Annotated in this window: 14 protein-coding genes; 13 read left to right on the top strand and 1 reads right to left on the bottom strand. The window is 71.8% G+C overall.

The features are described from left to right. Positions 1–6: 6 nt before the first annotated feature. The 13 genes from hpnC (at position 7) to BMZ82_RS00140 (ending at position 13,747) form a co-directional block, all read left to right on the top strand. A complete protein-coding gene (gene hpnC, locus BMZ82_RS00085) occupies positions 7–909 on the top strand; it encodes a squalene synthase HpnC (RefSeq protein ID WP_093770249.1) in 903 nt (300 codons plus the stop codon). Continuing rightward, positions 906–1,856 carry a presqualene diphosphate synthase HpnD gene (hpnD, locus tag BMZ82_RS00090; protein WP_093770251.1) on the top strand — a complete coding sequence of 317 codons (951 nt, stop codon included), beginning with the start codon at positions 906–908 and terminating at the stop codon, positions 1,854–1,856. The genes hpnC and hpnD overlap by 4 nt, the downstream gene beginning before the upstream one ends. Further along, on the top strand, positions 1,856–2,008 hold the full coding sequence (locus tag BMZ82_RS42585) for a DUF6380 family protein (protein WP_371270758.1): 153 nt from the start codon (positions 1,856–1,858) through the stop codon (positions 2,006–2,008). The genes hpnD and BMZ82_RS42585 overlap by 1 nt, the downstream gene beginning before the upstream one ends. Beyond that, positions 2,005–3,426, top strand: a complete 1,422-nt coding sequence (gene hpnE, locus BMZ82_RS00095) for a hydroxysqualene dehydroxylase HpnE (protein WP_093770253.1) — start codon at positions 2,005–2,007, stop codon at positions 3,424–3,426. The genes BMZ82_RS42585 and hpnE overlap by 4 nt, the downstream gene beginning before the upstream one ends. 65 nt (positions 3,427–3,491) lie before the next feature. Beyond that, the gene (locus BMZ82_RS00100; protein WP_177244310.1) at positions 3,492–4,565 is read left to right on the top strand and encodes a polyprenyl synthetase family protein; all 1,074 of its coding nucleotides are present in this window, start codon (positions 3,492–3,494) and stop codon (positions 4,563–4,565) included. A gap of 118 nt (positions 4,566–4,683) precedes the next feature. Next, positions 4,684–6,720, top strand: a complete 2,037-nt coding sequence (shc, locus tag BMZ82_RS00105) for a squalene--hopene cyclase (protein ID WP_093770257.1) — start codon at positions 4,684–4,686, stop codon at positions 6,718–6,720. Between the two features lie 2 nt (positions 6,721–6,722). After that, the gene (locus BMZ82_RS00110) at positions 6,723–7,364 is read left to right on the top strand and encodes a phosphorylase family protein (protein ID WP_093770259.1); all 642 of its coding nucleotides are present in this window, start codon (positions 6,723–6,725) and stop codon (positions 7,362–7,364) included. 5 nt (positions 7,365–7,369) lie between these two features. Next, on the top strand, positions 7,370–8,392 hold the full coding sequence (hpnH, locus tag BMZ82_RS00115) for an adenosyl-hopene transferase HpnH (protein WP_093770261.1): 1,023 nt from the start codon (positions 7,370–7,372) through the stop codon (positions 8,390–8,392). A gap of 4 nt (positions 8,393–8,396) precedes the next feature. After that, positions 8,397–9,554 (top strand): flavodoxin-dependent (E)-4-hydroxy-3-methylbut-2-enyl-diphosphate synthase, encoded by a 1,158-nt coding sequence (gene ispG, locus BMZ82_RS00120; RefSeq protein WP_093770263.1) that lies wholly within the window; start codon positions 8,397–8,399, stop codon positions 9,552–9,554. A 26-nt stretch (positions 9,555–9,580) separates the two neighbouring features. Next, positions 9,581–11,503 carry a 1-deoxy-D-xylulose-5-phosphate synthase gene (dxs, locus tag BMZ82_RS00125; protein ID WP_093770265.1) on the top strand — a complete coding sequence of 641 codons (1,923 nt, stop codon included), beginning with the start codon at positions 9,581–9,583 and terminating at the stop codon, positions 11,501–11,503. Beyond that, positions 11,500–12,885 (top strand): aspartate aminotransferase family protein, encoded by a 1,386-nt coding sequence (locus BMZ82_RS00130; protein ID WP_093770267.1) that lies wholly within the window; start codon positions 11,500–11,502, stop codon positions 12,883–12,885. Before dxs ends, BMZ82_RS00130 begins: the two co-directional genes overlap by 4 nt. Positions 12,886–12,983: 98 nt before the next feature. Continuing rightward, on the top strand, positions 12,984–13,628 hold the full coding sequence (locus BMZ82_RS00135; RefSeq protein ID WP_093770269.1) for a helix-turn-helix domain-containing protein: 645 nt from the start codon (positions 12,984–12,986) through the stop codon (positions 13,626–13,628). Further along, complete coding sequence (locus BMZ82_RS00140; RefSeq protein ID WP_093770278.1) at positions 13,625–13,747, top strand: DUF6126 family protein; 123 nt, start codon at positions 13,625–13,627, stop codon at positions 13,745–13,747. The genes BMZ82_RS00135 and BMZ82_RS00140 overlap by 4 nt, the downstream gene beginning before the upstream one ends. An 18-nt stretch (positions 13,748–13,765) precedes the next feature. On the opposite strand, the gene BMZ82_RS00145 is transcribed toward BMZ82_RS00140, so the two are convergent. Beyond that, positions 13,766–14,563 carry a tyrosine-protein phosphatase gene (locus tag BMZ82_RS00145; protein ID WP_093770280.1) on the bottom strand — a complete coding sequence of 266 codons (798 nt, stop codon included), beginning with the start codon at positions 14,561–14,563 and terminating at the stop codon, positions 13,766–13,768. Positions 14,564–14,606 lie beyond the last annotated feature (43 nt).

Below are 14,606 nucleotides of genomic sequence, written 5' to 3' on the forward strand. Positions count from 1 at the left end.
CCGACGATGACGGCGACCGCCGCGCCCCATGTCGGCGACCCGGAGCGCGGCACGCTCGACAAGGCCGCCGCCGAGAACTTCCCGGTGGCCCCGTTCTTCCTGCCCCGGGCCTGGCGCGAGGACCTGATGGCCGTGTACGGCTTCGCCCGGCTCGTCGACGACATCGGCGACGGCGACCTCGCCCCGGGCGGCGCCGACGCCCGACTGCTCGGCGTGCAAGCCACCGAGGCCGACGACCGCCTCCTCCTGCTGGACGCCTTCGAGGCCGATCTGCGCCGGGTGTTCGACTCCGTGCCCCGCCACCCCCTGCTGCGCCGCCTCCAGCCGACGGTCCGCCGCAACGCGCTCACCCCCGAGCCCTTCCTCGGCCTGATCGCCGCCAACCGCCAGGACCAACTCGTCAGCCGCTACGAGACCTACGACGACCTGGTCGCCTACTGTGAGCTGTCCGCCAACCCCGTCGGCCGTCTCGTCCTCGCCGTCACCGGCACCTCGACCCCCGAGCGCATCCGGCTCTCCGACGCGATCTGCACCGCACTGCAGATCGTCGAACATCTGCAGGACGTCGCCGAGGACCTCGGCCGCGACCGCGTGTACCTGCCGGCCGAGGACATGAAGCGCTTCCACGTGCGGGAAACCGATCTCGCCGCGAAGAGCGCGGGCGCATCGGTGCGCGCGCTGGTCGCCTACGAAGCGGAACGCGCCCGCGATCTCCTGAATGAAGGCGCCCCCCTGGTGGGTAGCGTCCACGGCAGGCTGAGGCTGCTGCTCGCGGGGTTCGTGGCGGGGGGAAGGGCGGCGATCCACGCGATCGCCGCCGCCGGATACGACGTACTTCCCGGCCCGCCCAAGCCCGGCAAGCTCCAGTTGCTGCGCGAGGTGGGCGTGACCCTGCGAGGAAAGGGGTGATCCGGACCGTGGAGTCGTCACCGCACGTGTCCGCACCGGTACTCGCCGCCTACAGCTACTGCGAGACCGTCACCGGACAGCAGGCCCGCAACTTCGCCTACGGCATCAGGCTGCTGCCCGCGCCCGAGCGCCGCGCGATGTCGGCCCTGTACGCCTTCTCGCGCCGCGTCGACGACATCGGCGACGGCGCGCTGGCCGCCGACGTCAAGACCGCCCGGCTCGAGGACACCCGGGCGCTGCTCACCCGGGTCCGCGAGGGCGAGGTCGAGGAGGACGACACCGACCCCGTCGCGGTCGCCCTCGCGCACACGGCCCGGGCCTTCCCCGTCCCGCTGGGCGGCCTGGACGAACTGATCGACGGCGTGCTGATGGACGTACGCGGCGAGACCTACGAGACCTGGGACGACCTGAAGGTGTACTGCCGCTGTGTGGCGGGCGCCATCGGTCGGCTCTCGCTCGGCGTGTTCGGCACCGAACCGGGGGCGCGCGGCGCGGAGCGCGCGCCGGAGTACGCCGACACACTCGGGCTCGCGCTCCAGCTCACCAACATCCTCAGAGACGTCCGCGAGGACGCGGCGGGCGGCCGGACCTACCTGCCCGCCGACGACCTCGCGAAGTTCGGCTGCTCGGCCGGGTTCGACGGACCGAAGCCGCCCGAGGGCTCCGACTTCGCGGGCCTCGTGCACTTCGAGGTACGCCGGGCCCGCGCCCTGTTCGCCGAGGGCTACCGGCTGCTCCCGCTGCTCGACCGGCGCAGCGGCGCGTGCGTGGCCGCCATGGCCGGCATCTACCGCCGGCTCCTCGACCGCATCGAGCGCGACCCCGAGGCGGTCCTGCGCGGCCGGGTCTCGCTGCCGGGCCGCGAGAAGGCCTACGTCGCCGTGCGCGGCCTGTCGGGCCTGGACGCCCGGCACGTGTCGCGGCAGACCGTCAGGAGGCACCCCTGATGGACACGGCGGGCGACACGGTGGGCCAGGGCGACGCCACCGCAGAAAAGCGGTGCGCAACCCTCCGGTCCGGCGCGGCGTCCCTGAGTGCGACGGCCCGCGGTGCAGAGTTCACACACCATGGCCGACCTGCACGGGAGGGTGCGCGATGAACGACGGGCAGCTCGCCGACGCCTCGCAGCCGTCCGGTACTTCGGGGCGCAGCGCCGTCGTCGTCGGAGGCGGACTCGCCGGTGTCACCGCCGCGCTCGCGCTCGCCGACGCGGGCGTGCGCGTCACTCTCCTCGAAGGCCGGCCCCGGCTCGGCGGCCTCGCCTTCTCCTTCCGGCGCGGCGAACTGACCGTCGACAACGGCCAGCACGTGTACCTGCGTTGCTGCACCGCCTACCGCTGGTTCCTCGACCGCATCGAGGGCAGCGCGCTGGCACCGCTTCAGGAGCGGCTCGACGTCCCCGTCGTCGACCTCGCCAAGCCCGAGGGGCGGCGGCTGGGCAGACTGCGGCGCGACGCGCTGCCCGTGCCGCTGCATCTGGGGCGCAGCCTCGCCACGTACCCGCATCTCTCGCTCGCCGAACGCGCGCGCGTGGGCAGGGCCGCGCTCGCGCTGAAGGGGCTCGACCTCACCGATCCGGCCCTGGACGCGCAGGACTTCGGCAGTTGGCTGACCGCGCACGGCCAGTCGGCGCGCGCCGTCGAGGCGCTGTGGGACCTGGTCGGGATCGCCACCCTCAACGCGGTCGCGGGGGACTCCTCGCTGGCGCTCGCCGCGATGGTGTTCAAGACCGGTCTGCTGTCCGACCCGGGCGCTGCCGACATCGGCTGGGCGCATGTCCCGCTGGGCGACCTGCACGACCGGCTCGCCCGCAAGGCGCTCGACTCCGCGGGCGTGCGCACCGAGGTCCGGTCACGCGTCACCTCCCTGTCTCCTGATGAGAACGGGACGTGGAGCGTCCGGGTTCCCGGCGAGACGCTCCGCGCGGACACGGTCGTGCTCGCCGTACCGCAGCGCGAGGCGTACGACCTGCTCCCCGACGGGGCGCTCGACGACCCGCGGCGGCTGCTGGAGATCGGCACCGCGCCCATCCTCAACGTGCACGTCGTCTACGACCGCAAGGTCCTCGACAAGCCCTTCTTCGCCGCGCTCGGCTCACCCGTGCAGTGGGTCTTCGACCGCACCGACGCCTCAGGGCTGCGCGCGGGCCAGTACCTCGCCCTGTCCCAGTCCGCCGCGCACGACGAGATCGACGCCCCCGTCGCCGCGCTGCGCGCGCGCTATCTGCCCGAGCTGGAGCGGCTGCTGCCGGGCACCCGAGGCGCCGAGGTGCGGGACTTCTTCGTGACCCGGGAGCGCACGGCGACGTTCGCCCCCGCCCCCGGCGTCGGGCGGCTGCGCCCCGGTGCCCGCACCCAAGCCCCCGGCCTGTACCTGGCCGGTGCGTGGACCGCCACCGGGTGGCCCGCGACCATGGAGAGTGCGGTCCGCAGCGGCGTGAGCGCGGCCGACGCCGCGTTGAGCGCCCTGGGCCGGCCCCGCCCCCGCCGCCTCTTCGAGTTCGAGGAGGCGGCGTGATGCTCGATCAGCACGGCTCGGCACACCCCCGCACCCCCTCCGGTACCGCGACAAGAGGAGAAACAGTGCCCACTGTGCCCCCGGCCACGCCGGACGCCCCGAGGACCGCGGTGGACGTGACCGCGCTCCTGGAGCGCGGCCGCACCCTGGCCACACCGGTGCTGCGGGCGGCCGTCGACCGGCTGGCCGCGCCCATGGACACGGTCGCCGCCTACCACTTCGGCTGGATCGACGCCCAGGGCCGGCCGACCGACGGCGACGGCGGCAAGGCCGTGCGCCCCGCGCTCGCCGTGCTCTCCGCCGAGGTCACCGGGTCCGCGCCCGAGGTGGGCATCCCCGGCGCGGTCGCCGTCGAACTGGTCCACAACTTCTCGCTCCTGCACGACGACCTGATGGACGGCGACGAACAGCGCCGGCACCGCGACACCGTCTGGAAGGTGCACGGCCCCGCCCAGGCCATCCTGGTCGGCGACGCCCTGTTCGCCCTCGCCAACGAGGTGCTGCTCGAACTCGGCACGGCCGAGGCCGGCCGCGCGACCCGCCGCCTCACCACCGCCACCCGCGCCCTCATCGACGGCCAGGCCCAGGACATCTCCTACGAGCACCGCGACCGCGTCAGCGTCGAGGAGTGCCTGGAGATGGAGGGCAACAAGACCGGCGCCCTGCTGGCCTGCGCCAGCTCCATCGGCGCCGTGCTCGGCGGCGCCGACGAAGCCGCCGCCGACGCCCTGGAGAAGTACGGTTACCACCTCGGCCTGGCCTTCCAGGCCGTCGACGACCTCCTCGGCATCTGGGGCGACCCGGTCTCCACCGGCAAGCAGACCTGGAGCGACCTGCGCCAGCGCAAGAAGTCCCTCCCGGTGGTCGCGGCGCTCGCGGCGGGCGGCGCCGCCTCCGAGCGGCTCGGCGAGATCCTCGCCGCCGACGCCAAGAGCAGCGACTTCGAGAACTTCTCCGAGGCGGAGTTCGCCGCCCGCGCCGCCCTGATCGAGGAGGCGGGCGGCCGTGAGTGGACCGCCGGGGAGGCACGCCGTCAGCACACCGTCGCCATCGAGGCCCTGAACGCCGTCGACATGCCCGAGCGGGTGCGGGCCCGGTTCACGGCGCTCGCCGACTTCGTCGTCGTACGAAAGAGATGATCACTATCGGTCGAATAGCCCTCGCGTAGTCGCCGGCCGGTGTGCGAGGAGACAGAACACCGGCCGACGGCGGACCCACAGCAGAAGCACGCCATGCACACTGCACGAAGGGGAAGCCATGACAGCGACGACCGACGGAAGCACCGGGGCCCTGCCGCCCCGCGCTGCCGCGGCCAGCGAAACCGACATCACCATCCCCGTGGCGGCCGGGGGACAAGAAGCCGCCGTACGTGCGATGCAACGCGCCACCGACTTCCTGCTCGCCCGCCAGGACCCCGAGGGCTGGTGGAAGGGCGACCTCGAGACGAACGTCACCATGGACGCCGAGGATCTGCTGCTCCGTCAGTTCCTGGGCATCCGCGACGAGGCCACCACCCGGGCCGCCGCCCTCTTCGTCCGCGGCGAGCAGCGCGAGGACGGCACCTGGACCACCTTCTACGGCGGCCCGTCCGACCTCAACGCCACCATCGAGGCGTACGTCGCCCTGCGGCTGGCCGGGGACGCCCCCGAGGCGCCCCACATGAGCCGGGCCGCCGCCTGGATCCGCGGGCAGGGAGGCATCGCCGCCGCCCGTGTCTTCACCCGGATCTGGCTGGCCCTGTTCGGCTGGTGGAAGTGGGAGGACCTGCCCGAACTCCCGCCGGAACTCCTGTACTTCCCCAAGTGGTTCCCGCTGAGCATCTACAACTTCGGCTGCTGGGCCCGGCAGACGATCGTGCCGCTCACCGTCGTCTCGGCGAAGCGCCCGGTGCGCCCGGCGCCGTTCCCGCTGGACGAGCTGCACACCGATCCGGACCGCCCCAACCCGCCCAAACCCCTTGCGCCGGTGAACAGTTGGGAGGGGCTCTTCCAGCGGCTCGACAAGGTGGTCCGCGGCTACCGGCCGGTCGCGGTGCGCAGGCTGCGCACAGCGGCCCTGAACTCCGCCGCCCGCTGGATCATCGAACGCCAGGAGAACGACGGCTGCTGGGGCGGCATCCAGCCGCCTGCCGTGTACTCGGTCATCGCCCTGCACCTGCTCGGCTACGACCTCGAACACCCGGTGATGCGCGCCGGGTTGGCGTCGTTCGACCGCTACGCCGTGTGGCGCGAGGACGGCGCCCGGATGATCGAGGCCTGCCAGTCGCCGGTGTGGGACACCTGCCTGGCGACCATCGCGCTCGCCGACGCGGGCCTGCCCGCCGATCATCCCCAACTGGTCAAGGCCGCCGACTGGATGCTCGGCGAACAGGTCATGCGGCCCGGCGACTGGTCGGTGCGTAGGCCCCAACTCCCGCCGGGCGGTTGGGCGTTCGAGTTCCACAACGACAACTACCCGGACATCGACGACACCGCCGAGGTCGTCCTCGCGCTGCGCCGGGTCAAGCACCCCGACCCGCAGCGGATGGACCGGGCCATCGCACGCGGGGTGCGCTGGAACCTCGGCATGCAGTCGAAGAACGGGGCCTGGGGCGCCTTCGACGTCGACAACACCAGCAAGTTCCCCAACCGGATGCCGTTCTGCGACTTCGGCGAGGTCATCGACCCGCCGTCCGCCGACGTCACCGCGCACGTCGTCGAGATGCTGGCGGTCGAGGGGCTCTCGCACGACCCGCGCACCCGGCGCGGCATCGAGTGGCTGCTCGCCGAACAGGAGCCGGAGGGCTCGTGGTTCGGGCGCTGGGGCGTCAACTACGTCTATGGCACAGGGTCGGTGGTGCCCGCCCTCACCGCGGCGGGCCTGCCCGCCCGGCACCCCGCGATCCGGCGGGCGGTGGCCTGGCTGGAGCGCGTCCAGAACGACGACGGCGGCTGGGGCGAGGACCTGCGCTCCTACGAGGACCCCGTCCGCTTCAGCGCCCGGGGAGCCTCGACGGCCTCCCAGACGGCGTGGGCGCTGATGGCCCTGCTGGCCGCGGGGGAGCGGGAATCCAAGGCCGTCGAGCGGGGCGTCGCGTGGCTGGCGCAGACCCAGCGGGAGGACGGCTCATGGGACGAGCCCCACTTCACCGGCACCGGCTTCCCGTGGGACTTCTCGATCAACTACCACCTCTACCGGCAGGTCTTCCCGCTGACCGCCCTGGGCCGGTACGTCCACGGCGAGCCCTTCAGCAAGCTGCCCGCTGCCCAGCCGACCGGAGCGCGGCCGACCGCCGCCGAGGCCGAGGGGAGCTGAATGTGAGCACACAGCCCGTCCCCGCCCCGCTGCTGATCGCCTGCGCGCTCGGCATCGAGCACCTCGCCCTGCGCATGGGAGACCGCAGCGGCGCCGACGGGCCGGTCACCGTCCTGCGCACCGGCATGGGCCCCAAGGCGGCGGAGCGTTCCGTCACCCGGGTCCTGGCCGACCCGGTGCTCGGCGGAGCCGCCGTACTCGCCACGGGGTTCTGCGCCGGGCTCGCCCCCGGCATGCACCCCGGTGACCTGGTCGTCGCCGAGGAGACCCGCGACCCGCGTGGCCGTGTCCCCTGCGTCGGCACCGAACTGCTCGTCAAGGAGCTCGTGCGCACCCTGCCCGGGCGCACCGTCCACACCGGCCCCCTCACCGGCTCCGACCACGTCGTACGCGGTCACGAACGGGCCGATCTGCTCGCGACCGGCGCAATCGCGGTCGACATGGAGTCGGCGGCCACGCTCCTGAGCGCCGTGCGCGCGGATGTGCGCCCGGTTGCGGCCGTCCGGGTGGTCGTGGACGCTCCAGAACATGAACTCGTCCGGATCGGCACGGTGCGCGGTGGAATATCAGCCTTCCGCGTTCTTCGCTCCGTCCTGCCTGCTTTTTTCGAATGGCACCGTAATGTTCTGCTCCCCCGGAGGTGAGCCGCATGGCCATGCCACTGCGCCAGTCCATCAAGGTCGCTACATACCTCGCCGAACAGAAGCTCCGTAAGCGGGACAAGTTCCCGCTCATCGTCGAGCTGGAGCCCCTCTTCGCCTGCAACCTCAAGTGCGAGGGCTGCGGCAAGATCCAGCATCCGGCGGGCGTCCTCAAGCAGCGCATGCCGGTCGCCCAGGCCGTCGGCGCGGTCCTGGAGTCCGGTGCGCCGATGGTGTCCATCGCGGGCGGCGAGCCCTTGATGCACCCTCAGATCGACGAGATCGCACGGCAGTTGGTGGCCAAGAAGAAGTACGTCTTCCTGTGCACCAACGCCATGCTGCTGCGCAAGAAGATGGACAAGTTCACGCCGTCCCCGTACTTCGCGTTCGCCGTGCACATCGACGGGCTGCGCGAGCGGCACGACGAGTCGGTCGCGAAGGAAGGCGTGTTCGACGAGGCCGTGGAGGCCATCAAGGAGGCCAAGCGGCGCGGCTTCCGCGTCACCACCAACTCGACGTTCTTCAACACCGACACCCCGCAGACCATCATCGAGGTCCTCAACTTCCTCAACGACGACCTGCACGTCGACGAGATGATGATCTCGCCCGCCTACGCCTACGAGAAGGCGCCCGACCAGGAGCACTTCCTCGGCGTCACCCAGACCCGCGAGCTGTTCAAGAAGGCCTTCGCGGGCGGCAACCGGCGCCGCTGGCGGCTCAACCACTCCCCGCTCTTCCTGGACTTCCTGGAGGGCAAGGTCGACTTCCCGTGCACCGCGTGGGCGATCCCGAACTACTCGCTCTTCGGCTGGCAGCGCCCCTGCTACCTGATGAGCGACGGGTACGTGCCGACGTACCGCGAGCTGATCGAGGACACCGACTGGGACAAGTACGGCCGGGGCAAGGACCCGCGCTGCGCCAACTGCATGGCGCACTGCGGCTACGAGCCCACCGCCGTCCTCGCCACCATGGGCTCCCTCAAGGAGTCCCTGCGCGCCATGCGGGACACCGTCGCGGGAAACCGGGAGTGACGGGATGACCGCCGTCTCCCTGGGCGTCCCCGAGATGCCGGTCCGGCCGGTGGCGCCGCGACGTGAGTCGCGGCGCATCCAGGTCGGCCCGGTGGCGGTCGGGGGCGGGGCCCCGGTGTCGGTGCAGTCGATGACGACGACGCGTACGTCGGACATCGGCGCGACCTTGCAGCAGATCGCCGAACTCACCGCGTCCGGCTGCCAGATCGTCCGCGTCGCCTGCCCCACGCAGGACGACGCGGACGCCCTCGCGACCATCGCCCGCAAGTCGCAGATCCCGGTGATCGCGGACATCCACTTCCAGCCGAAGTACGTGTTCGCCGCGATCGAGGCGGGCTGCGCGGCGGTCCGGGTGAACCCGGGCAACATCAAGCAGTTCGACGACAAGGTGCGGGAGATCGCGCGGGCGGCGAGCGACCACTCCACCCCGATCCGCATCGGCGTCAACGCCGGGTCGCTGGACCGCCGCCTGCTCCAGAAGTACGGCAAGGCCACCCCCGAGGCGCTCGTGGAGAGCGCCCTGTGGGAGGCCTCCCTCTTCGAGGAGCACGGCTTCCGGGACATCAAGGTCTCCGTCAAGCACAACGACCCGGTGATCATGATCGAGGCCTACCGCCAGCTCGCCGCCCAGAGCGACTACCCCCTCCACCTGGGCGTCACGGAGGCGGGCCCCGCCTTCCAGGGCACCATCAAGTCGGCGGTGGCCTTCGGCGCGCTGCTCAGCCAGGGCATCGGCGACACCATCCGGGTGTCGCTGAGCGCGCCCCCGGCCGAGGAGGTCAAGGTCGGCCTCCAGATCCTGGAGTCCCTGAACCTCAAGCAGCGGCGGCTGGAGATCGTCTCCTGCCCGTCCTGCGGCCGCGCCCAGGTCGACGTGTACAAGCTGGCCGACGAGGTCACGGCGGGCCTGGAGGGCATGGAGGTCCCGCTGCGCGTCGCGGTCATGGGGTGTGTGGTCAACGGTCCCGGTGAGGCGCGGGAGGCCGACCTCGGCGTCGCCTCCGGCAACGGCAAGGGGCAGATCTTCGTGAAGGGCGAGGTCATCAAGACCGTCCCCGAGTCGAAGATCGTGGAGACCCTCATCGAGGAGGCGATGAAGATCGCCGAGCAGATGGAACAGGACGGCGTCGGGTCGGGGGAGCCGGCCGTCACCGTGAGCTGAACAGCACGGACCGAAGGGGGCCCGACGTGACGATCCTGGAGAACATCCGGCAACCACGCGACCTGAAGGCGCTGTCCGAGGCGGAACTCGGTGAACTGTCCGAAGAGATAAGGGAGTTCCTGGTCCACGCGGTCGCCAGGACCGGTGGACACCTCGGGCCCAACCTGGGCGTGGTGGAACTGGCCGTCGCCCTGCACCGGGTGTTCGAGTCACCGGTCGACCGCATCCTGTGGGACACCGGCCATCAGAGCTATGTGCACAAGCTGCTGACGGGGCGTCAGGACTTCTCCAAGCTGCGCGGCAAGGGCGGCCTGTCCGGCTATCCCGCCCGCGCGGAGTCCGAGCACGACGTCATCGAGAACAGCCACGCCTCCACCGCGCTCGGCTGGGCCGACGGCCTCGCGAAGGCCCGCCAGGTGCAGGGCGGGAAGGGGCATGTCGTCGCGGTCATCGGCGACGGGGCGCTCACCGGCGGGATGGCCTGGGAGGCGCTGAACAACATCGCCGCCGCCAAGGACCGGCCGCTGATCATCGTCGTCAACGACAACGAGCGCTCGTACGCGCCGACCATCGGCGGCCTCGCCAACCACCTGGCGACCCTGCGCACGACCGACGGCTACGAGAAGGTGCTGGCCTGGGGGAAGGACATCCTGCTGCGCACCCCGGTCGTCGGGCACACCCTCTACGAGTCGCTGCACGGGGCGAAGAAGGGCTTCAAGGACGCGTTCGCGCCGCAGGGCATGTTCGAGGACCTGGGGTTGAAGTACGTCGGCCCGATCGACGGGCACGACGTCAAGGCCGTCGAGTCCGCGCTGCGGCGCGCCAAGCGCTTCCACGGGCCGGTGCTGGTGCACTGCCTCACCGAGAAGGGGCGGGGTTACGAGCCCGCCCTCGCGCACGAGGAGGACCACTTCCACACCGTCGGCGTGATGGACCCGCTGACCTGCGCGCCGCTCGCACCGGCCGGCGGGCCGTCGTGGACGTCCGTGTTCGGGGACGAGATCGTGGCGATCGGCGAGGAACGGGACGACGTCGTGGCGATCACGGCGGCCATGCTGCACCCGGTGGGCCTGGGCCGGTTCGCCGAGCGCTTCCCGGACCGGGTGTGGGACGTCGGCATCGCCGAGCAGCACGCGGCCGTGAGCGCGGCAGGCCTGGCGACCGGCGGCCTGCACCCGGTCGTCGCCGTCTACGCCACCTTCCTCAACCGGGCCTTCGACCAACTGCTGATGGACGTGGCCCTGCACCGCTGCGGGGTGACGTTCGTGCTGGACCGGGCCGGGGTCACCGGCGTCGACGGCGCGTCCCACAACGGCATGTGGGACCTGTCCGTGCTCCAGGTCGTCCCCGGACTGCGCATCGCGGCCCCGCGCGACGCCGGGCAACTGCGCGCGCAGTTGCGGGAGGCGGTCGCGGTGGACGACGCGCCGACGCTGGTGCGCTTCCCCAAGGAGTCGGTCGGACCGGACATCCCGGCGGTCGGCCGGGTGGGCGGCATGGACGTCCTGCACCGGGGCGAACGGCCGGACGTGCTCCTCGTCGCCGTCGGCGTGATGGCGCCGGTGTGTCTGCAGACCGCCGAGCTGCTCGCCGCGCGGGGCGTCAACTGCACGGTCGTCGATCCCCGTTGGGTCAAACCCGTCGACCCGGCCCTGCCCGGCCTCGCCGCTGGGCACCGTCTGGTGGCCGTCGTCGAGGACAACAGCCGTGCCGCGGGCGTCGGTTCGGCGGTGGCGCTGGCTTTGGGTGACGCCGAAGTCGACGTGCCCGTACGGCGGTTCGGGATCCCGGAGCAGTTCCTCGCGCACGCCAAGCGCGCCGAGGTGCTCGCCGACATCGGCCTCACACCCGTCGAGATCGCCGGCCGGATCAGCGCGAGCCTGGCCGTCCAGGACGTCACGTCCGCCGACGGACTTCTTACCGGCCCAGTCAAGGAGAAGGCCCCATGACCACGGAGTTCGACCTCGGCGCGCTCCTCGCCGAGCGCGGCGCCGAACGCTACGAGCTGCACGGCAGGTACCTCAACCACCAACTGCCGCGCATGCTGCGCACCATCGGCTTCGACAAGGTCTACGAGCGGGGCGAGGGCGCGTACTTCTGGGACGCGGACGGGAACGACTACCTGGACATGCTCGCCGGGTTCGGCGTGATGGGCCTGGGCCGCCACCACCCCGTCGTCCGCAAGGCGCTGCACGACGTCCTCGACGCCGACCTCGCCGACCTCACCCGCTTCGACTGCCAGCCGCTGCCCGGACTGCTGGCCGAGAAGCTGCTCGCGCACAGCCCGCACCTGGACCGGGTGTTCTTCGGCAACAGCGGCACCGAGGCGGTGGAGACCGCGCTGAAGTTCGCCCGGTACGCCACCGGCAGACCGAGGGTCCTGTACTGCGACCACGCCTTCCACGGGCTCACCACGGGCTCGCTGTCGGTGAACGGCGAGTCGGGATTCCGGGACGGGTTCTCGCCCCTGCTGCCCGACACGGCCGTCCCGCTCGGTGATCTCGACGCGCTGGCAAGGGAGTTGGCGAAGGGCGACGTCGCCGCCCTGATCGTCGAACCGATCCAGGGCAAGGGCGTGCACGAGGCCCCGCCCGGCTATCTGCGCGCCGCCCAGGAACTGCTGCACCGGCACAGGGCGCTGCTCGTCGCCGACGAGGTGCAGACCGGCCTCGGCCGCACCGGCGACTTCTACGCCTACCAGCACGAGGAGGGCGTCGAACCGGACCTGGTGTGCGTGGCCAAGGCGCTGTCCGGCGGGTATGTGCCGGTGGGTGCGACCCTCGGCAAGGACTGGATCTTCAAGAAGGTCTACTCGTCGATGGACCGGGTGCTGGTGCACTCGGCGAGCTTCGGGTCCAACGCGCAGGCCATGGCGGCCGGACTCGCGGTGCTGTCCGTCATGGAGAACGAGCAGATCGTGGCCAACGCCCGGGCGACCGGGGAGCAGTTGACGTCCCGGCTCGCCGCCCTCGTCGACACGTACGAGCTGCTGGCCGACGTCCGCGGCCGGGGCCTGATGATCGGCATCGAGTTCGGAAAGCCCAAGTCGCTGAAGCTGCGCAGCCGTTGGACCATGCTCCAAGCGGCGCGCAAGGGGCTGTTCGCACAGATGGTGGTCGTACCGCTGCTGCAGCGGCACCGGATCCTCACCCAGGTCTCCGGCGACCACCTGGAGGTGATCAAGCTGATCCCGCCGCTGATCGTCGGCGAGCGGGAGGTGGACCGGTTCGTGGACGCCTTCACCGCCGTCATGGACGACGCGCACAGCGGCGGCGGACTGATGTGGGACTTTGGCAAGACCCTGGTGAAGCAGGCGGTGGCCAACCGCTGACCCGGCCCAGGGCGGGCCCCATGTGCCTCATCCGCCCGCCGTTTTGCCTCTGAGGCAAGAAATTTGCCGCAGGGGCAACTCGGGCGTGGAATGGAGGCATGAGCCCGCCCGAGCCGGAGTCCGCATCCGAGCCCTCGGCGCAGCACGCCGAGGCCCTTCCCGCCGTCGCCCCCCAACTGCGCGCCCTGCGCCGCCGGGCCGCCCTCACCCTGGAGGCCGCGGCCCGGGCCGCCGGACTGTCGCCGGGGTACCTCTCCCGCCTGGAGACCGGGCAGCGCCAGCCCTCGCTGCCGATGCTGCTCGCCCTCGCCCGCGTCTACGGTACGACGGTCTCGGAGCTGCTCGGTGAGACGGTCGCCGACCGGGACGCCGTCGTGCGCGCCGCCGACATGGAGCCCACCCGCGCGGGCGGCTGGACGTACTGGCAGGCCGGCGCGTCCGGGCGGGGGATGCAGGCGCTGCGCGTCCATGTCCCGTACGGCTCCCAGGGCGACGTCGTGCGGGTGCACCCCGGGGAGGAGTGGCTGCACGTCCTGCGGGGGCGGCTGCGGCTGCGCCTCGGGGACACCACGGACCTCCTCGGGCCCGGCGACAGCGCGCACTTCGACTCGCTGACCCCGCACCGCATCGCCGCGCAGGACGCCGACGGGGTCGAGCTGCTCTTCGTCCACACCCTGTTGCAGAGCCCCACGGCCACGCTGTGCCTGGGCCCGACCCCTTCGGAGACCGGAGAGACGCCATGAGAGACATCGAGGAGAAGTTCCCCCGCGCCCTGTGGGTCCGGCTGATCATCTACATCGCCGTGGGGCACCTCTTCGCGGGCTTCCTCTGGCTGCTCTTCGAGGCGGGGGCTCAGCAGTAGAGCCCTCTGGAGAGCGGGTCAGACGAGCAGCCGTTCCCGTAGCCGCTCGCGGGTCTCGGGGGCGAGGCCGAGGCCCTGCTCCAGGTAGGCGTCGACGCCGCCCCAGGTCTCCTCGATGGTCTCGAACGCCGCCGCCAGATACTCCGCGCGGGCGTCGAACAGGGGGCTGAGCAGCTCCATGACCTCGGGGGAGTAGGCCTCGGCGGAGGTGGCGCTGCGGCGCACCCGGTAGCGGCGGTGCTTGGCGTTGGACTCCAGGTAGTCGGTGAGGATCGCCTCGCGCTCCACGCCCACGGCGAGCAGCGTCACCGCGATGGACAGCCCTGCGCGGTCCTTGCCCGCCGCGCAGTGCATCAGGGCCGGGACGCTGTCCTCGGCGAGCGCGTGCAGCACCCGCGAGTGCTCCGCCGTGCGCTTCTTGATGATCGAGCGGTAGGAGGCGATCATGCGGCCCGCGCCCTTGCCGTCCCCGAGTATCTCGCGGAGCTGGTCGAGGTGGCCGTCGCGCACCATCTTCCAGAACTCGACGCCGTCCGCCGGGTCCGACAGCGGTAGGTTCACATTGCGTACGCCCGGCAGTTCGACGTCCGGGCCCTCCAGCTTCTGGTCCGCCGCGTTGCGGAAGTCGAAGATGGTGTGCAGGCCCAGGTCGGAGAGGAACGCGGCGTCCTCGTCGGTCGCGTGGGCGAGGTGGCCGCTGCGGAACAGCACGCCCTGGCGCACCCGCCGGCCGTCGACGGTGGGCAGACCGCCCACGTCCCGGAAGTTGCGCACGGCGGCCAGCTCGGGCTCGGTCGACGGGATCTGCTGCGTCACTGGGGCTCCCTCCTGCCGGTCTCCGTCGGCGCGGCTCGTGGTG

The sequence above is a fragment of the Streptomyces sp. yr375 genome (assembly GCF_900110755.1).
Taxonomy (GTDB): domain Bacteria; phylum Actinomycetota; class Actinomycetes; order Streptomycetales; family Streptomycetaceae; genus Streptomyces.